Here is a 14618-nt window from a genome sequence, read left to right on the forward strand (position 1 = left end):
CTCAGATACGTCCGATTTTGGGCAGCAACGTCCAGCACCACGACCTGCGCAAAACAGCTTTCCCCATAGCTCAGACCATGACCACCGCGGTTCGGGCACCGAAGACTTTCCGACGCCTCGCGGCGTCCGAAACCCTCAACGATTGCGGACTGTCGGGTTTCAGGCAGGAAACCTCAGAAGCGGATATTCGCCGTCGCCTAGCCGCTACGACTGATCGGTCGGCGGAAAGCGCAATGTGGCCGCGATCTGTGCTTCGGCCGTGGTCGCTTCAGCAATGAGCAGGCGCAGCGCCTTTGCGGTGTCTTGCAAAAGCCCGTCGCCAAGGGGCCGCTCGCCATTGATAAAACGGCGGATGGCCCGCTCGTCTATGCCAAGGCGCCGCGAGAATGCAGTGGTTCCGCCAAACAGTTGGACGCAATAAGCAAAATGCTCGCGTCGCTCGTCCACTGAAAATGACGCGGCCATTGCTTCCCCTTTTCGTTCGTTGCCATTGGCCATAGGCGATCTGTCCGATACGACGCAATCGACCATTGGAAGTTGCGCTAAGCCGCGCAGGAGCTGGCTGCCGCAGGAGCGGCGATCGCCAAGCCAGCCTGGACTTGCCGTCATGATCGAAGGGCGCTTTCGGACGTTTTCCGATAGCGGCGCGTAGGCTCCGGCATCGGACGCCGAGCAGCCGTGGCCCGGTCCCAATAAGTCGACCGCTTTTGCGCATGCCTGCGCGGCTTGGGCGCATGCCGTACGGCATGACCTGAACGACGGACGAAAAACCTTCAGTCCTCGGCAGCGATCCGCACGCGAAGCCCGTCGAGCGCGTCGCTGAACCGGATCTGGCACGACAGGCGCGAATTGTCGTCGCGATCCGTCGTCGAATCCAGGAGGTCGTTCTCGTCCTCGCTCATCGCCGGCATCGCCCCCTTTCCGCCGTCCTCAACATGGACGTGGCAAGTCGCGCACGAACAGCAACCGCCGCAAAGCGCCAGCAGCTCGTCAAAGCCCGCGTCGCGGATATTTTCCATCACGGTCAGGCTGGTGTCGCCCTCGATATCATGCTCGGACCCGTCGCGCGTCACCACAATCAGCCTGGCCATATATTTCCCTGCTTTTTCGGGCGCCGAAAGACATGCAAACGCGGCGGGGCGAGATCCGCCGTAACCGGCGGACCTCCCCGCTCACGCGCACGCTCGATCAGAATTTGAAGCCCACTTCGACGTAGATTTCGCGGGGATTGTCGACGAAGGCCGACATGTCGGCGAGAACGCCCGTCCCCGCGGTCCCGGTACCCGTCCCACCCGCGAACGGAATATCGTTCGCTGCCGTAACGACCAGCTTGTTGGTGAGGTTGCGTCCGATCAGCCCGATCGTCCATCGGTCGTCAGGACCATTAACGCGCAGCGCGGCGTCGAGTTTGGTATATGCCTTTTGCACGGCGTCCGGGCGAAGCGTGTCGGTGAAATTATACTTGCCGGTGTAGCTGACGTCGCTCGATAGTTGCAGCGTCCAGCCCGATGCCGTCAGCGGCATGTCATAGCTCGCCCCGATGCGCCCGGCGAAGCGCGGCGCCTTCGGCGGCGTGCGTCCGTCATAGTCCTGGCTCGTGAAGGCAGCGCCGGGCGCCGGCGCGAGCAGATTGCAGCCCGCGGCAATCGTCTGACCGCCATAGCATTGCCCGATATAGTCCTTGTAGGACGCGTCGTTGAACGCGGCAGCGCCGCGCAACGAGAAGCCGCCCGAGCGCCAGTTGAAATCGCCCTCGACCCCCTTGACGCGCAACGTCCCGGCGTTCGCCACGACCTGGCCGATCGTGACCGGATCGAAATTCTGCACCTGGAGGTCGAGATAGTCGTAATAATAGGCCGTGGCATTGAGCGAGAGCGCGCCGCCCAGCAAAATGGCCCGGGCGCCGACTTCGCCGCCGCGAGCGCGCTCTGCACCGAATTCACCGGCGGCAACGGTCGCCGCGGGGGTCAGGGTCTGCGAGATATTGAACCCGCCCGACTTGAAGCCTTCCTTATAGGCCGCATAGAAGGTCAGGTCGCGCGAAGGCTTGTAACGCAGCGTCACCTGCGGCGACACGTCGGTTTCGCGATAACGGTCATCGAGGCGAAGACCCGCCGGGAAGGCGCCCGCGAAGGCGAGATGCGCCGGCAGCGACGCCTGATAGCTGTCGCGCGATTCATAGCTCCAGCGCGCACCGCCCGCGAGTTCGAGCGAGTCGGACAGGTTGGCAGTCACTTCGCCGAACGCCGACATCGAGCTGCCCTTGAAACCATTGTCGCGCTTGAATGTGGTGTAGGTGTTCGTCACCGGGCTGATCGGCACGGGGAAGATATAGGCGTCGGTGTTGAAGACGAACTTGTTGCTCGACGCGAACAAGCCGAACAGCACGTTGACCGCACCGTCCCACTTCGACTGGAAGCGCAATTCTTCCGACGTCTGGCGGTAATCGGCAAGCTGCGAGAAGGTCGCGGGATAGGCCTCGCCCGACACATTGTTGAGGTCGGTCTGCTTGAACCGATAATAGGAGGTGATCGAGGTGACGTCGAAGACGTCGCTTGTCAGCGTCGCGGTGAGGATTCCGTAGCCCGACTTCAGCCGCGAATACATGCGTCCGTCGCGGGCATAGCGATAATCGGCCTGCGCGACGGCGAGCGGAATCGTCGAGCTGTCGGAGCGGCCGTCGACGCCGCAATCGGCGTTCGGACTGGGCGGAATACCGTTCGCGGCGAAAGGCGTCGTCCGGCCGCCGCCGCAAATCCGCTCGACGATATCGGTCGGGCCACCGTCCTTCTGATCGGTGTAGCCGGTCTTGACCTGGAAGGTCAGATTATCGGTCGCGTCCCATTCGAGCGTCGCACGGCCGCTGTAGGTCCTGCCACCACCGCGATATTTGCTGTTGCGGTGGCGTTCCATACCCAGCGGATCGAGATAGGTCGCCGCCGCGCTGTTGGTGAAGGCGCCTTCGCTATCCGACACGCGGAAAGCCAGGCGCGCCCGCAGACCGTCGGCCAGCGGCCCCGAAATATAGCCCTCGCCATATTTCTCCCTCGCCTCGAAGCCATAGCCGGCCTTGAAGCCGGCCTCGAAGACGTCGCGCGGGCTGTTGGTCGTGACCGCGATGAGGCCGCCCGTCGCATTCTTGCCGAAGAAGAGCGCCTGCGGCCCCTTCAGCACTTCGACCCGTTGCACGTCATATTGACTGAGGCCGATCTCGCGGCCGCGGCTCATCGGCATGCCGTCGACGACGAAGGAAACCGACTGGTCGAAACCGGCGCTGAGCGCCGTCGAACCGACACCGCGAAGGAAAATGCTCGCCGACGAGCCCGATGCCGCCTTGCCCGCCACCATCGTCGGGACGAGCGACGCCATGTCGCTGAAATCGGTAACCGCATAATTGTCGAGCGCCGCGCCGCCGAGCGCGGTAATCGCGACAGGAGCGTCGATCAGCCGCTCGTCGCGGCGGCGCGCGGTGACGATGATTTCGCCGTCGGCAGGGACCGATGCCGTGTCGTCTGCGACGGGAGCCGTGTCAGCCGCGGAGGTCTGGGCATGTGCGGGAAGAACGGCCGCTGCAGTGCCGATGACCGAAGCGAGGCAGGCGTAGCGAATAGCGCGAAACGAAGCACGGCGGTCCATGACAAATCCTCTCCAAAATGCGGGCCGTCATCCGCGGCCTTGATCAATAACCTATCAGCATTAGATTTAATGTCAATTGCTAAAATTAACGCCGTAAGGTTTTTGCAGACGGCCAATAATTTATTGTAATAATTATGTTTTTCAGGATGATCGCGCCGCTTCGCCGTGAAGTGCCCGCTTGGAAAAGGCAACCACCGCTTCGTTGAACGCGTCGTTGCGGTCGCCCGCCACCATATGGCCCGCGCCCGCGACGTTGACCGTCTCCAGCCTTGGCAGCGCGTCCCGGAACGCAGCGACTCCGGCATCCGAAACGACGTCGCTGGAGAGACCGCGCACGAGAAGGACGGGCAGGCAGGGCAGCATCGGCAATCGCAGCGCGGCACGCTGAACCACGTCGTGATGACGTTCGGGTGTTTCGTCGAGTATCCGGGGATCCCAATGCCAATGCAGGCGCCCGTCTGCATCCTTGCGGAGATTCTTCATCATCCCGGCGCCGTTGGACGAGGCCCGTTGCCGGGGATTATAGGCAGCGACCGCCTCCACCGCCTCGCCTATTGTCGCAAAACCCTCGGGATGGCCCCGCATGAACGAGACGATACGGTCGATCCCGCGCGGATCGGGTTCGGGCACGATATCGACCAGCACCAGTCCGGCGGGCCGCAATCCACGGTCGATCGCAACGATGGAGGTCGCCCCGCCCAGCGAAGCGCCGACAAGCACGAACGGTACCCCGATCCCCGCTACGACCGCCCCCAGATCTTCGGCGCGGTCGGTCAGTTGATAGGCGGCGGTCGGCGACCAGTCGCTTTCCCCATGCCCGCGCGCATCATAGTTGATGACCTGAAAACCCTCGGAAAGCAGATGTCGGGCCGCGCGGCTCCAGCTGTGACGCGTCTGACCGCCGCCATGCAGAAGCACCACCGCGGGCGCCGCGGGATCACCGCCGCGATCGGCTGCGAGCCGCAGGCCGTCACGCGAAACGACCATGATGCTTTGCATATTGCCTGTCATGGGCGGACGCTCCTCCTTGCCAAAAGACTGCGCTTCGCATTATCTAACGTTAATAGATTTATGAGCAGGAGAGTTTCGATGGTGCGGTTCGATTTTCAGGGCAAGCGCGTGCTCGTCACCGGCGGCACGCAGGGGATCGGGCTGGGTATCGCGGAAGCGTTCGCCGACGCCGGCGCCGAGGTCATCGTCAGCGGAACACGGGAGGGCGCTGCCGACTATGAGGACGATCTGTCGCGATTTTCCTATCTTCGCGCCCGCCTCGACGAACCGGGCGAACGCGTGGCGCTCGCCAAGGCCGTCGGCGCGATCGACATTCTGGTCAACAATGCAGGGCAGTCGCATCCCGACGAATATTCGATGGACGGCTATGCCCGCGTCATCGAAGTCAATCTCAACGCCGCTGCCGAGCTTTGCTACCTGTTTCACCCGACCCTGCGCGAGCGCGGGGGCGCGATCGTCAATGTCGGGTCGTGCGCAAGCTTCATCGCGATCGGCACCGCCCCCGCCTATACGGCGAGCAAGGCCGGACTGCTCGGCTTCACCCGCGCGACTGCGGACCAGTGGGCCCGCGACGGCGTGCGGGTCAATCTGGTCGCGCCGGGTTTTATCGAGACCCGGATGACCTCGGGCGTTCGCGCCGATCAGCGCAAGGCGGGAAATACGCTGCGCGCGATCCCCGTCCGGCGTTTCGGCACGCCCGCCGAGGTCGCCGCAGCGACGCTCTTTCTCGCCTCCCCCGCGGCTTCCTACATTACCGGCCAGAGCATCGTCGTCGACGGCGGGCTGATGCTGCGATGATATAAACCGAATGCTTTTAGGCTGGCACTCGCTCGCCTGTGCTGTCATGAGCGGCAAGAAACAGGGAATATTTGCGTGGCACGACCTTCGAAACCTTTGATCTCGCGTGAGAATGCGGCAGAAGCAGCGCTCTCAGCCATCGACGAGCACGGGCTGGAGGCGCTGAGTCTGGGTCTGGTCGCGAAGAAGATAGGTGTCCGCCCGCCGTCGCTTTATCATCATTTCAAGGACAAGTCCGAGCTGCTGCAGGAAGTCGCGCGGATGATGCTGGTCAAGATGCCCGCGGTGCGGGCGACGGGCCAGTCGTTCGAGGAGCAGATCATCGCGCGCTGCGTCGCAACCCGCCAGACGTTGCTGAAACATCCCAATGCCGCGCCGCTGATCCTTCGCTACTTCCCACGCCACATGCTGCTTGCGGCCTATAACCGCGCCGCATCGGAAGAGCCTTATCCGACCCCCATTCAGATGACCGTGATCGATGCGATCGAAAAATATACCTATGGCGCCGCGCTGTTCGAAGCGTCGGCGCGCGCGCGCGGCATCGACCCGATGCCGCCGGTCGACGGCGAGAAATATCCGAGCCTTGCAAAGGCAATCGAAGACAACCCGTTCGACGACGAACAGCTTTTTGTCGAATCGCTCCGTCTTTTCCTCGTCGGTGTGCGCGAACGCGTCGCTTCGGACACGATCGGCCAGTCGCTCGACTAAGCCCCGCTAGACTAGGGTATCTCGTTCCCGAAGATCGCCGAGGAGACCGTCGGCGCGCCCGGGCCGCCCGCGAGCAGGCAGATTTTTGCGCCCGCCACCGGATTGGCGGACTCGCCGCGCAGCTGCTTCACCGCTTCGTAAGCGGTGCCGATGCCGTGGATGAATCCTTGGGCAAAATTGCCACCGCCCGTGTTGACCGGCAGCTTTCCGGTCGGGGCGATGAGATTTTCGAAGCGCACCACCTCGGCGACATTCTCATAGGTGCAGAAGCCGTGGTCGATCAGCGACGCGACGCCCTGCGCGCTGAAATTCTCGTAGAGCTGTACGACGTCGATGTCGGCGGGCGACAGCCCCGTCTCGGCGTAAAGCCGCCGCGCGATCGGGCGGAAGCCCGCGGTCGGATAGAGCGCCTCGTCGTCGTTTTCGAGAAGGTCGCCCCACCCTTTCTCGGCGCCGTTCGCGCAGCCCAGCAAATAGATGGGCGGCCTTTTGAGATCGCGCGCGCGCTCGGCCGACACCATCAGGAAGGCAGCGGCGCCGTCATTCTCGCGGCTGCAGTCGAACAGCCGGAACGGCTCGGCGATCCAGCGCGAATTGCGCATTTGGTCGAGGTCGAGTTCGCTACCATAGGCGACCGCCTCCGGATTGCGCGCGCCATGATAATAGGATGCCCGCACCAAATCCTCGGCGACCGACCGCGGCACGCCATGATGTTCGTACATGCGGTTGGCGCGGATCGCACACACCTGTGCCGGTGCGACGAGCCCGGCCGCGAGCATATGATCGTTGAGATGGTGCGCCATCACCGCGGCCGACAACCGTCCGCTCGATCCCTCGACCAGCGCGCGGAAGACAATGACCGCTTTTGCCTGCCCGGACAGGATCGCGGCCGCAGCGAGTCCGAATGCGCCGGCGACGCCGCCGCCGCCGCCGCCCCAGATCACGCTCGACCATTTGAGCTCGCGCGTCCCAAGCGCCGGCATCAGCCGGACGGGCTCGTTCTTGTCGTCGCCATAGGAGACAAAGCCATCGACCTCGGCGGGGTCGAAGCCCGCATCGGCGCAGGCAGCAAGGATCGCCTCCGCGAGCACGCCTTGCTCGGGCAGCGGCGAGGCGCCGCGCTTATACTGGCGCATCCCGATGCCCGCGACGGCGGTGGTTCCGTAAAGCGGGTGCATCAGCCGCGGCTCCAGATGATGGTGGGGATATCGCGGCCCTCGACGCGCGTCGCGCCGATCCGCCCGGCAATCGCTTCGCCGATCACCGGGTCGACCTGCTGCGGATCGTCGAGGCGGCCGAGCAGACGGACACCACAATCGTCGACGGTCGCGACGACCGACACGAACGGAAGGTCGAGGCTTTCGGTAAAACCGAAGCGATGCCAAGTGCGCGTCCACGAAAAGATCGTGCCGCGCATCGCACGCTCGATCCATTCGACCGTCTCGCTGCCGCACGCGCCGCAGCGACTGACCGCCGGCCACAGCCAGTCGCCGCAGCCACCGCAGCGCGGCAACAGCAGCCGGCCTTCGGCAAGGCCATTCCAATAGGGCGCATCGGCGCCGTCGTTCACGTGCATGATCAGGCCGCCACCGTCCACTCGAGGGGCAGCGTTTCAAGCGCCATCACCGTGCCGATGCGGAACGCATGCTTCTCGCCCGGCGTCGCCCGAAAGGCGGGCACGCGTTTCACCCACTCCTCGGTCAGGATACGCAACTCGGCGCGGCCAAGGACATGCCCGACGCACAGATGCGGGCCCGACGAAAAGGTCAGGTGCGCGGTCTTCTTGCGGTCGAGGTCGAAGGCGTTGGGCGCGTCGAACTTCGCGGGATCGCGGCTACCGAGGCAGAGGATGTTGAGCACCATCTCGCCCTCGCGGAACTGCGCCTCGCCGACCTGCTGGTCCTGCACCACCAGCCGGGGCGTGTTGACGACGCCATAGAGCCGCACCGCCTCGTCGGCGAAGGCCCCGATCAGCGACGGATCGGCCGCGAGCCGCGCCTGCACGTCGGGCATCTTCGCTAGCTGCTGGAAGGCAAAGCCGGTGACGTTCGTCACCGTATCCATGCCGCCGAGAAACAGCACGAAGCTCATCGCAAGGATTTCATCGTCGCTCATCGTCCGGCCGTCGATGTCGACCTGGATGAAATGCGACATCAGCTTGTCGTCGGGCGCCGCCTTCTTTTCCTCGATCAGCGCCTTCATCTCGCCCAGGATCGCGGCGCTGAGGCGTCCGAGTTCGGCCTCGTCATTCTGCGCCGAGAAGAAAGCTTCGGCGAGCGCACGGAAGTCGTGGAGCCGCGACAGGTCCATTCCCATCAATTCCATAAAAACGCTGACCGGGAAAAGTTTCGCGAGATCGGCCTGGAAATCGCACGCACCTTTCGCGGCGACGGCGTCGACCAGTTCGACCGCCCATTCGCGGATGCGCGGTTCGAGCGCCTTGATCGCAGCCGGCCCGAACATCGGCATCATCGCCTTGCGGTAGGGCAGGTTTTCGGGCGGATCGAGGCTCAGCGGGATGAAGAAAGGCGGATTCTCGACGCGCGGGATCTGCATCTCGCGCACCGAAAAATGCTCGGGGTCGAGCACGACCTTGCTGATCGCCTCGAAGCTTTTGACGATCCAGTGGCCACCGTTGAGCCGCGTCCAGAAAATGTCGGGCGCTTCGGCCAGTGCCGCGGCATAGGTACCCTGCACATCCTCGCCGATACGCGGATCGGCGTAGATGTCGAAGTCGAACACGAGATGCGCCGGAATATGCGTCGGCACCGGCGCGGTCGCCAGTCGGGGGGCGGTCATAGCGGACTCCTCATCGCACGCGCTCCATCGTCTCGTGCGCTCCGGCATAGCGTTCGCGCACCGCGGGTTTGGACAATTTGCCGGTGGCGAGCCGCGGCAACGGGTCGGCCGAAAATACGACGTAGCGCGGCACCTTGTAGTTCGAGAGATTGGTGTTGCAGTGGGCGATCAGCGCGACGACATCGATTTCCGCGGCCGCGTGATAGACGATGAAGGGCGTCTCGCCGAATTTCTCGTCGGGAGCGGCGATCGCCAACGCCTCGACGACACCCGGGAACTCGCACACCACGCGCTCGACCTCGGCCGCCGAAATGTTGAGCCCGCCCGAAATGATCAGATCCTTCATCCGGTCGACGAAGGTCAGGAGGCCGCGCTCGTCGAGAGTCCCGATGTCGCCCGACCAGAGCCAGCCGTCGCGGATCGCTTTCGCGGTCTCCTCCGGATTGCGCCAATAACCCTGCATCATGCCCGGCGAGCGCATGACGATCTCGCCCGGCTCGCCGGGGTCGCAAGCGCTGCCGTCGGCGCGCAGCACGCGCACCTCCATGAAGATGCCGCCCCAGCCGCATTTCTCGGGCTCTTCGATCGCCAGATGTTCGGGCATCATCGTCACGTTTCCGCCGACCTCGGTCTGGCCATAGATCTGGCGGATCGTGATCCCCTTGGTTTTCCAGATATCGAGCAACTGCCGGCTGACGCGCGCGCCGCCCGCGGTCGCGAGGCGGATCGACGACAGGTCGGCATCGGCGAAGCCCGGGCAGCGGGCGATCGCCTCGAAAAAGGTCGGCACTGCGCCGAAGCAATTGATCTTCTCGTCCTGCAGCAATTGCAGGATCGCATCCGGAACGAAAGCGGGCTCCATGAAGATCGTGCAGCCCTGCGTCGTGTAATGGATCAGCTGGACAAAGCCTGCCGAGGTATTGAGCGGCGCGAGGCTGATGATCCGGGCGCCCGGCGACGACGACGTCTCTTCGAGCGACCAGCACGCGGCATAGGCGGTCATCGAGCGATTGGTGAAGACAACGCCCTTGGGCTTCGCTGTCGAGCCGCTCGTCGCAATGATGACGACCGGGGCATCGGGCTGCGGATCGTGCTTCGGCGACTCCGGCGCACCGAAACGCAAGGCTTCGACCTCGGCCATCGGTCGCGGGGTTAGGCCGGCGGCACTCACATTCGCCTCGAACTCGGGCGCGGCGAAGGTGAAACGCGGCTCGGTCGTTTCGCACAACTCGCGAATTTCGCGCGGCGTGAAGCGGAAATTGACCGGATTGACGATCCCACCCGCGCGGATGATCCCCATGATCAGCGCGCAATAGGCCAAGCTGTTCGTCGAGCAGATCGCGACGCGGTCGCCGGGCTGCAACCCATCAGCTTCGAGCATCGCCGCCACACGGTCGGACCAGCCCTTGTAGTCGCCATAGCTCAGCCGGTCGCCGCCGAGCACCACTGCGGGTTGCTCGGGCCGCATCCGCGCCCACCAATCCATAGCGCTCGGTAACGTCTGCGCCATCAGTCCCTCTCCATCCGGTCTTTTGCCGGTGTATCAATCACAGAAGCGCTTCGATCGCTTCATAATAGCGCACGATATTGGTCTCGAGCCCGCAATAGACGGTTTCTTCGGGTACGCCTGCGCCCAGTCCCTGCTGGCTGATCTCGGCGGCGCGGAAGTCCTCGCCGCCAAAGACGCTGAGGATCAGTTCGTATGAGCGCGCGAAGACTTCCTCGGCCTTTGGCGTCGACGCTGCCTCCGGGGTCAGCATGAAATATTCGACCGTCGTCCGGTCGGGAGCGCGGGGCATCAGCAGCATGATGCTGGTATAATATTGGCTCGTCACCACGACGCAGTTCGGGAACGCCGTATAGGCGTGGGTGACAAGCTTGTGGACGTTCGCGGTCGGGTCCTCGTCGAGCATTTCGGGGACATAACCGATGCGTCCCGACACCTGCCGGATGTTCGGCCCGAACATGTCGACGATGTTCGGCGCGTCCTGGAATCGGTCGCCGATCGACGCAGCGTGGAGCCGCTGGACATGATAGCCTTCGAGGAAGGGTTCGAGCACGACCTTCCAGTTCGCCTTCAGGTCGAAGGTCTTGCGTCCATAAACATGCGCCGACGGGATGCCGATCGCGGTGAAGTCGTCGGCGACCTGCTCCGAAAGCTGCGACCAGTCGGCGGGAATGTCACGGTTGAGCTGGACATAGACGATCCCGCCCCACTCGCGCGCTTCGAGCTCGACCAGCCCGCGCTTGCTCTTGTCGAAATCCTGAAACGCTTCGCTGCGCGACACGCCGATCAGCTTGCCGTCGATGCCATAGGTCCAGGCATGATAGGGACAGGTGACGCGGCCCTGCTTGTGAACCGCGCAATCCTCGATGATCTTCGACCCCTTGTGCTGGCACGCGTTGACGAAGGCCTTGATCGTACCGTCGCGGGTGCGCGAGACGAGCATTGGGAAACCATAGCTGTCATTGGCGACGATGCTGCCGGGTTCGAGCAGCGCCGACACGGTGACGGGCACCGGATAGCGGCGGAAGATCCTGTCCTGTTCGAGGTCGAAGCGTTCCTGCCCGGTAAAGATCGCATTGGGCCGCGTCGCGCCGAAGGGCACGACGACCGCGTCCTTCTCGGCCGGGATTTTGCGGATCGCCTCGATCTGGCTCGGCGTCAGGTCGGCGAGCGTGGTCAGTTTGCGGGCGGGGCGCGCAATTTCACTAACTTCACTCATATCGCCAATCCTCTCCTTGTCGTTGGTTCAAGACTATTCCACCCTTTACCTAATGACAATAGTTTTTTATGACGGCTGCGAGAGCACCGCAAAAGCGGCCGGATTCGAGGGATAATGAGGATGAGCTTCGACTATATCATCTGCGGCGCCGGCGCGGCGGGATGCGTTCTCGCCTACCGCCTGTCGGAGAATCCGAAGCTGAGAGTCGCGCTGGTCGAAGCGGGACCGCGCGACCGCCATCCCTTCATCGCGATGCCCAAGGGGCTTGCCAAGGTGATGCAGGACCCGAAGCATCTGTGGGTCCATATGAGCGAGCCCGAGGCGTCGACCGCGGGCCAATCCGAGGCGTGGGTGCGCGGGCGCGTGCTCGGCGGATCATCGTCGGTCAACGGCATGATGTATGTCCGCGGCCAGCCCGCCGATTTCGACGCGATCGCCGAGAAGTCGAGCGACGACTGGAGCTGGACGCATATCGGCGCGGCGTATCGCGCGTTCGAGAATCACGAACTGGGCGCGGACGAAACGCGTGGACATGCCGGGCCGATGAAAATCTCGATGCCGACGCAGCGCCTGCCGATCAGCGACGCGCAGGTCGCGGCGGGCGAAGCGATGGGCTGGACGAACAAGCCCGACATCAACGCCCCCGACGACCAGGTCGCGATCGGCTATGCGCCGCGCACGATCTTCAAGGGCAAGCGCCAGAGCGCCGCGCAGGCGTTCCTGCGCCCCGCCGAGAAACGCCCCAACCTCACCATATTGACCGAGCGCACCGTCGACCGCGTGATCTTCGACGGCACGCGCGCAGTCGGGGTCGAGGTCATCCACAACGGACAGCGCGAGACGATCGACACGGCGCATGAGGTTATCGTCTGCGGCGGCGCGATGGCGAGCCCCGCGATCCTCGAACGCTCCGGGATCGGCGACCGCGACCGGCTCGCCGCATTGGATATCCCGCTCGTCCATCACAGTCCCGAGGTCGGCGAAGGGCTGATCGAACATCGCGGTATCATCATGCAGTGGAAGCTCTCCAAGGGGGCGCTGTCGCAGAACCGCGTCTTCGGCGGCTGGCGCCTGCTGCTCGCGACGCTGCAATATTATCTGACCGGCGACGGCCCGATGTCGGCTGCGGCTTATGAGATCGGCGGCTGGTTCAAGACGCGGCCGGGGCTGAACCGCCCCGACGCGCAGATGCTGATCGCGCCCTTCAGTTTCGACATGGCGACGCAGCGCACGCAGCTCGAAAAGCATCCGGGCATGAACGCGGTCATCTATCCGCTGCGCCCGACCTCGCGCGGGAGCATCCATATCGCGACGCGCGACCCCGATGCCGCGGCGAGCTTCAAACCCAATTACCGCGCGACCGAAGAGGATCGCGCCGCGATGGTCGGCGCGGTGCGTGTGATGCGCGAGTATGCGAAGCAGGCGCCGCTCGCGGACATGATCGCCGAAGAGACGATGCCGGGGCCGGCGTTCGGCAGCGATGCCGAAATCATGGACGCCTATGATCGCTTCGGGACCTGCGGCTATCATGCGGTCGGAAGCTGCCGGATGGGCAAGGACGACGCGTCAGTCGTCGACCCGGCGCTGCGCGTCCGCGGCACCCAGGGACTTCGCGTCATCGACACATCGGTGATGCCGGTGATACCGTCGGGCAACACCAACGGTCCGACGATGGCGATGGCATGGCGCGCCGGCGACATCATCCTGCGCGACGCGCCGCAAGCGAAGGCTGGCTGAGATGGAATTGCACGACGCCCTCGCCGCGCGCTTCGACCGGCTGAAGTCCAGCGACGACGGCTGGCAGGCGCTGGCCGATGCAGGCGTATTGGGCCTGCCTTTCGCCGAAGCGCATGGCGGGCTGGGCCTGCCGCCGCGCGACGGCTTTGCGGTGCTGGAGGTGCTCGGACCGAGGGCAATCGCCTTGCCCTATCTCGAATGCGTGCTGCTCGCGGGCACGTTGCTCGACCGTGCGGGCGGTAACGCGGCGGCGCAGTGGCTACCACGCGTCGCCGCAGGCGAAGCAAAGCTCGCCTTTGCATCGATCGACGACCGCGAACCCGCACGCGCGGCGATCGATGCCGCGGGCTGGCGCCTGTCGGGCGGCAAGCTGCTGTCGATCGGCGCCGCCGAGGCCGACGCGGTGGTCGTCGCCGCCGCGGTGGACGATGGTCCCGCCGCTTTCCTGATCGCGCGCGAAGCGCTGGCGATGAAAGCCTATCCGACGATCGACGGCCGCCGCGCGGCCGACCTGCTGCTCGACGACGTGACGGTCCCGACCGACGCGCGGCTGGCGATCGAGCCGGAGGACATTGCCGATATCCTCGACTTGGGCGCCGCCGCCATCGCCGCCGAGGCCGCGGCGATCATGGCGCGGCTCGTCGCCGACACGCGCGATTATTGCGTGCAGCGCGAACAGTTCGGGAAAGCGATTTCAAGCTTTCAGGTCGTGCAGCACCGCCTTGTCGACATGCACATCGAGGCGCGCCGCGCTGCGGCTGCGGCAGCGCTCGCGGTCGACGCGCTCGACCTCGATCCGGCGGAACGCGCGAAGGCGATCAGCGCCGCGAAGGTCACGATCGCCGATGCCGGCCGCTTCGTCGGGCAGAATGCCGTGCAACTGCACGGCGGCATGGGAATGACCGAAGAGCTGCCCGTGTCGGCGCTGTTCAAGCGGCTGACGGTGATCGAAAGCGAGTATGGCACGCGCGACGCGCATCTGGCCCGCTATATGGCGCTGGGCTGAGGCGTCTGCGTGCGGTCGTTCGAGATTTATAATGGGGGAATGCAAGTGCCTGCTTACGACCGGAAGCGGCCGTTCTTCTCCCCTCCCGCTTGCGGGAGGGGTCGGGGGTGGGCAGCCACGTTACGATCAGGCCCACCCCGCTGCGGCTAACGAACAAGTTCGCAAGCCTCGCTGCCCCTCCCGCAAGCGAGAGGGGA

General features: G+C 64.5%; 13 protein-coding genes. 4 read left to right on the plus strand and 9 right to left on the minus strand.

Annotated elements, in window-relative coordinates:
• Positions 1-204: 204 nt before the first annotated feature.
• From VGN62_RS12045 to VGN62_RS12060, 4 genes are all read right to left on the minus strand, one after another.
• Positions 205-498 carry a hypothetical protein gene (locus VGN62_RS12045; protein ID WP_327454129.1) on the minus strand — a complete coding sequence of 98 codons (294 nt, stop codon included), beginning with the start codon at positions 496-498 and terminating at the stop codon, positions 205-207.
• 275 nt (positions 499-773) lie between these two features.
• The gene (locus VGN62_RS12050; protein WP_327454131.1) at positions 774-1091 is read right to left on the minus strand and encodes a 2Fe-2S iron-sulfur cluster-binding protein; all 318 of its coding nucleotides are present in this window, start codon (positions 1089-1091) and stop codon (positions 774-776) included.
• A gap of 97 nt (positions 1092-1188) precedes the next feature.
• Positions 1189-3636 carry a TonB-dependent receptor gene (locus VGN62_RS12055; protein ID WP_327454133.1) on the minus strand — a complete coding sequence of 816 codons (2448 nt, stop codon included), beginning with the start codon at positions 3634-3636 and terminating at the stop codon, positions 1189-1191.
• Between the two features lie 141 nt (positions 3637-3777).
• Complete coding sequence (locus VGN62_RS12060; protein ID WP_327454135.1) at positions 3778-4647, minus strand: alpha/beta hydrolase; 870 nt, start codon at positions 4645-4647, stop codon at positions 3778-3780.
• A 78-nt stretch (positions 4648-4725) separates the two neighbouring features.
• Here VGN62_RS12060 and VGN62_RS12065 point away from each other — a divergent pair, with 78 nt between their 5' ends.
• Together VGN62_RS12065 and VGN62_RS12070 are read left to right on the plus strand one after the other, a co-directional pair.
• Positions 4726-5445 (plus strand): SDR family NAD(P)-dependent oxidoreductase, encoded by a 720-nt coding sequence (locus VGN62_RS12065; RefSeq protein WP_327454137.1) that lies wholly within the window; start codon positions 4726-4728, stop codon positions 5443-5445.
• Between the two features lie 75 nt (positions 5446-5520).
• Positions 5521-6153, plus strand: coding sequence for a helix-turn-helix domain-containing protein (locus VGN62_RS12070; RefSeq protein ID WP_327454139.1), 633 nt, complete (start codon positions 5521-5523; stop codon positions 6151-6153).
• An 11-nt stretch (positions 6154-6164) separates the two neighbouring features.
• On the opposite strand, the gene VGN62_RS12075 is transcribed toward VGN62_RS12070, so the two are convergent.
• From VGN62_RS12075 to VGN62_RS12095, 5 genes are read right to left on the minus strand one after another with little or no spacing between them, the layout of a single operon-like run.
• A complete protein-coding gene (locus VGN62_RS12075) occupies positions 6165-7331 on the minus strand; it encodes a thiolase C-terminal domain-containing protein (RefSeq protein ID WP_327454141.1) in 1167 nt (388 codons plus the stop codon).
• Complete coding sequence (locus VGN62_RS12080; RefSeq protein ID WP_327454143.1) at positions 7331-7729, minus strand: Zn-ribbon domain-containing OB-fold protein; 399 nt, start codon at positions 7727-7729, stop codon at positions 7331-7333. The genes VGN62_RS12075 and VGN62_RS12080 overlap by 1 nt, the downstream gene beginning before the upstream one ends.
• A 2-nt stretch (positions 7730-7731) precedes the next feature.
• Positions 7732-8952 carry a cytochrome P450 gene (locus VGN62_RS12085; RefSeq protein WP_327454145.1) on the minus strand — a complete coding sequence of 407 codons (1221 nt, stop codon included), beginning with the start codon at positions 8950-8952 and terminating at the stop codon, positions 7732-7734.
• A 10-nt stretch (positions 8953-8962) separates the two neighbouring features.
• Complete coding sequence (locus VGN62_RS12090) at positions 8963-10462, minus strand: class I adenylate-forming enzyme family protein (RefSeq protein ID WP_327454147.1); 1500 nt, start codon at positions 10460-10462, stop codon at positions 8963-8965.
• A 37-nt stretch (positions 10463-10499) separates the two neighbouring features.
• Positions 10500-11678: an aromatic ring-hydroxylating dioxygenase subunit alpha gene (locus tag VGN62_RS12095; protein ID WP_327454149.1), complete on the minus strand. Its 1179-nt coding sequence runs from the start codon at positions 11676-11678 to the stop codon at positions 10500-10502.
• Between the two features lie 120 nt (positions 11679-11798).
• Between VGN62_RS12095 and VGN62_RS12100 the strand changes: the two genes are divergently transcribed.
• Positions 11799-13415, plus strand: a complete 1617-nt coding sequence (locus VGN62_RS12100; RefSeq protein WP_327454151.1) for a GMC family oxidoreductase — start codon at positions 11799-11801, stop codon at positions 13413-13415.
• A gap of 1 nt (position 13416) precedes the next feature.
• The gene (locus VGN62_RS12105; RefSeq protein WP_327454153.1) at positions 13417-14421 is read left to right on the plus strand and encodes an acyl-CoA dehydrogenase family protein; all 1005 of its coding nucleotides are present in this window, start codon (positions 13417-13419) and stop codon (positions 14419-14421) included.
• Positions 14422-14618: the final 197 nt, after the last annotated feature.

It is taken from the genome of Sphingopyxis sp. (assembly GCF_035998905.1).
GTDB lineage: Bacteria > Pseudomonadota > Alphaproteobacteria > Sphingomonadales > Sphingomonadaceae > Sphingopyxis.

What these genes read in the sequence shown, in the direction of transcription:
- VGN62_RS12045 (WP_327454129.1), bottom strand. Translation starts at nt 498, where the DNA reads ATGGCCAATGGCAACGAACGAAAAGGGGAAGCAATGGCCGCGTCATTT.
- VGN62_RS12050 (WP_327454131.1), bottom strand. Translation starts at nt 1,091, where the DNA reads ATGGCCAGGCTGATTGTGGTGACGCGCGACGGGTCCGAGCATGATATC.
- VGN62_RS12055 (WP_327454133.1), bottom strand. Translation starts at nt 3,636, where the DNA reads ATGGACCGCCGTGCTTCGTTTCGCGCTATTCGCTACGCCTGCCTCGCT.
- VGN62_RS12060 (WP_327454135.1), bottom strand. Translation starts at nt 4,647, where the DNA reads ATGACAGGCAATATGCAAAGCATCATGGTCGTTTCGCGTGACGGCCTG.
- VGN62_RS12065 (WP_327454137.1), top strand. Translation starts at nt 4,726, where the DNA reads ATGGTGCGGTTCGATTTTCAGGGCAAGCGCGTGCTCGTCACCGGCGGC.
- VGN62_RS12075 (WP_327454141.1), bottom strand. Translation starts at nt 7,331, where the DNA reads ATGCACCCGCTTTACGGAACCACCGCCGTCGCGGGCATCGGGATGCGC.
- VGN62_RS12080 (WP_327454143.1), bottom strand. Translation starts at nt 7,729, where the DNA reads ATGCACGTGAACGACGGCGCCGATGCGCCCTATTGGAATGGCCTTGCC.
- VGN62_RS12085 (WP_327454145.1), bottom strand. Translation starts at nt 8,952, where the DNA reads ATGACCGCCCCCCGACTGGCGACCGCGCCGGTGCCGACGCATATTCCG.
- VGN62_RS12090 (WP_327454147.1), bottom strand. Translation starts at nt 10,462, where the DNA reads ATGGCGCAGACGTTACCGAGCGCTATGGATTGGTGGGCGCGGATGCGG.
- VGN62_RS12095 (WP_327454149.1), bottom strand. Translation starts at nt 11,678, where the DNA reads ATGAGTGAAGTTAGTGAAATTGCGCGCCCCGCCCGCAAACTGACCACG.
- VGN62_RS12100 (WP_327454151.1), top strand. Translation starts at nt 11,799, where the DNA reads ATGAGCTTCGACTATATCATCTGCGGCGCCGGCGCGGCGGGATGCGTT.
- VGN62_RS12105 (WP_327454153.1), top strand. Translation starts at nt 13,417, where the DNA reads ATGGAATTGCACGACGCCCTCGCCGCGCGCTTCGACCGGCTGAAGTCC.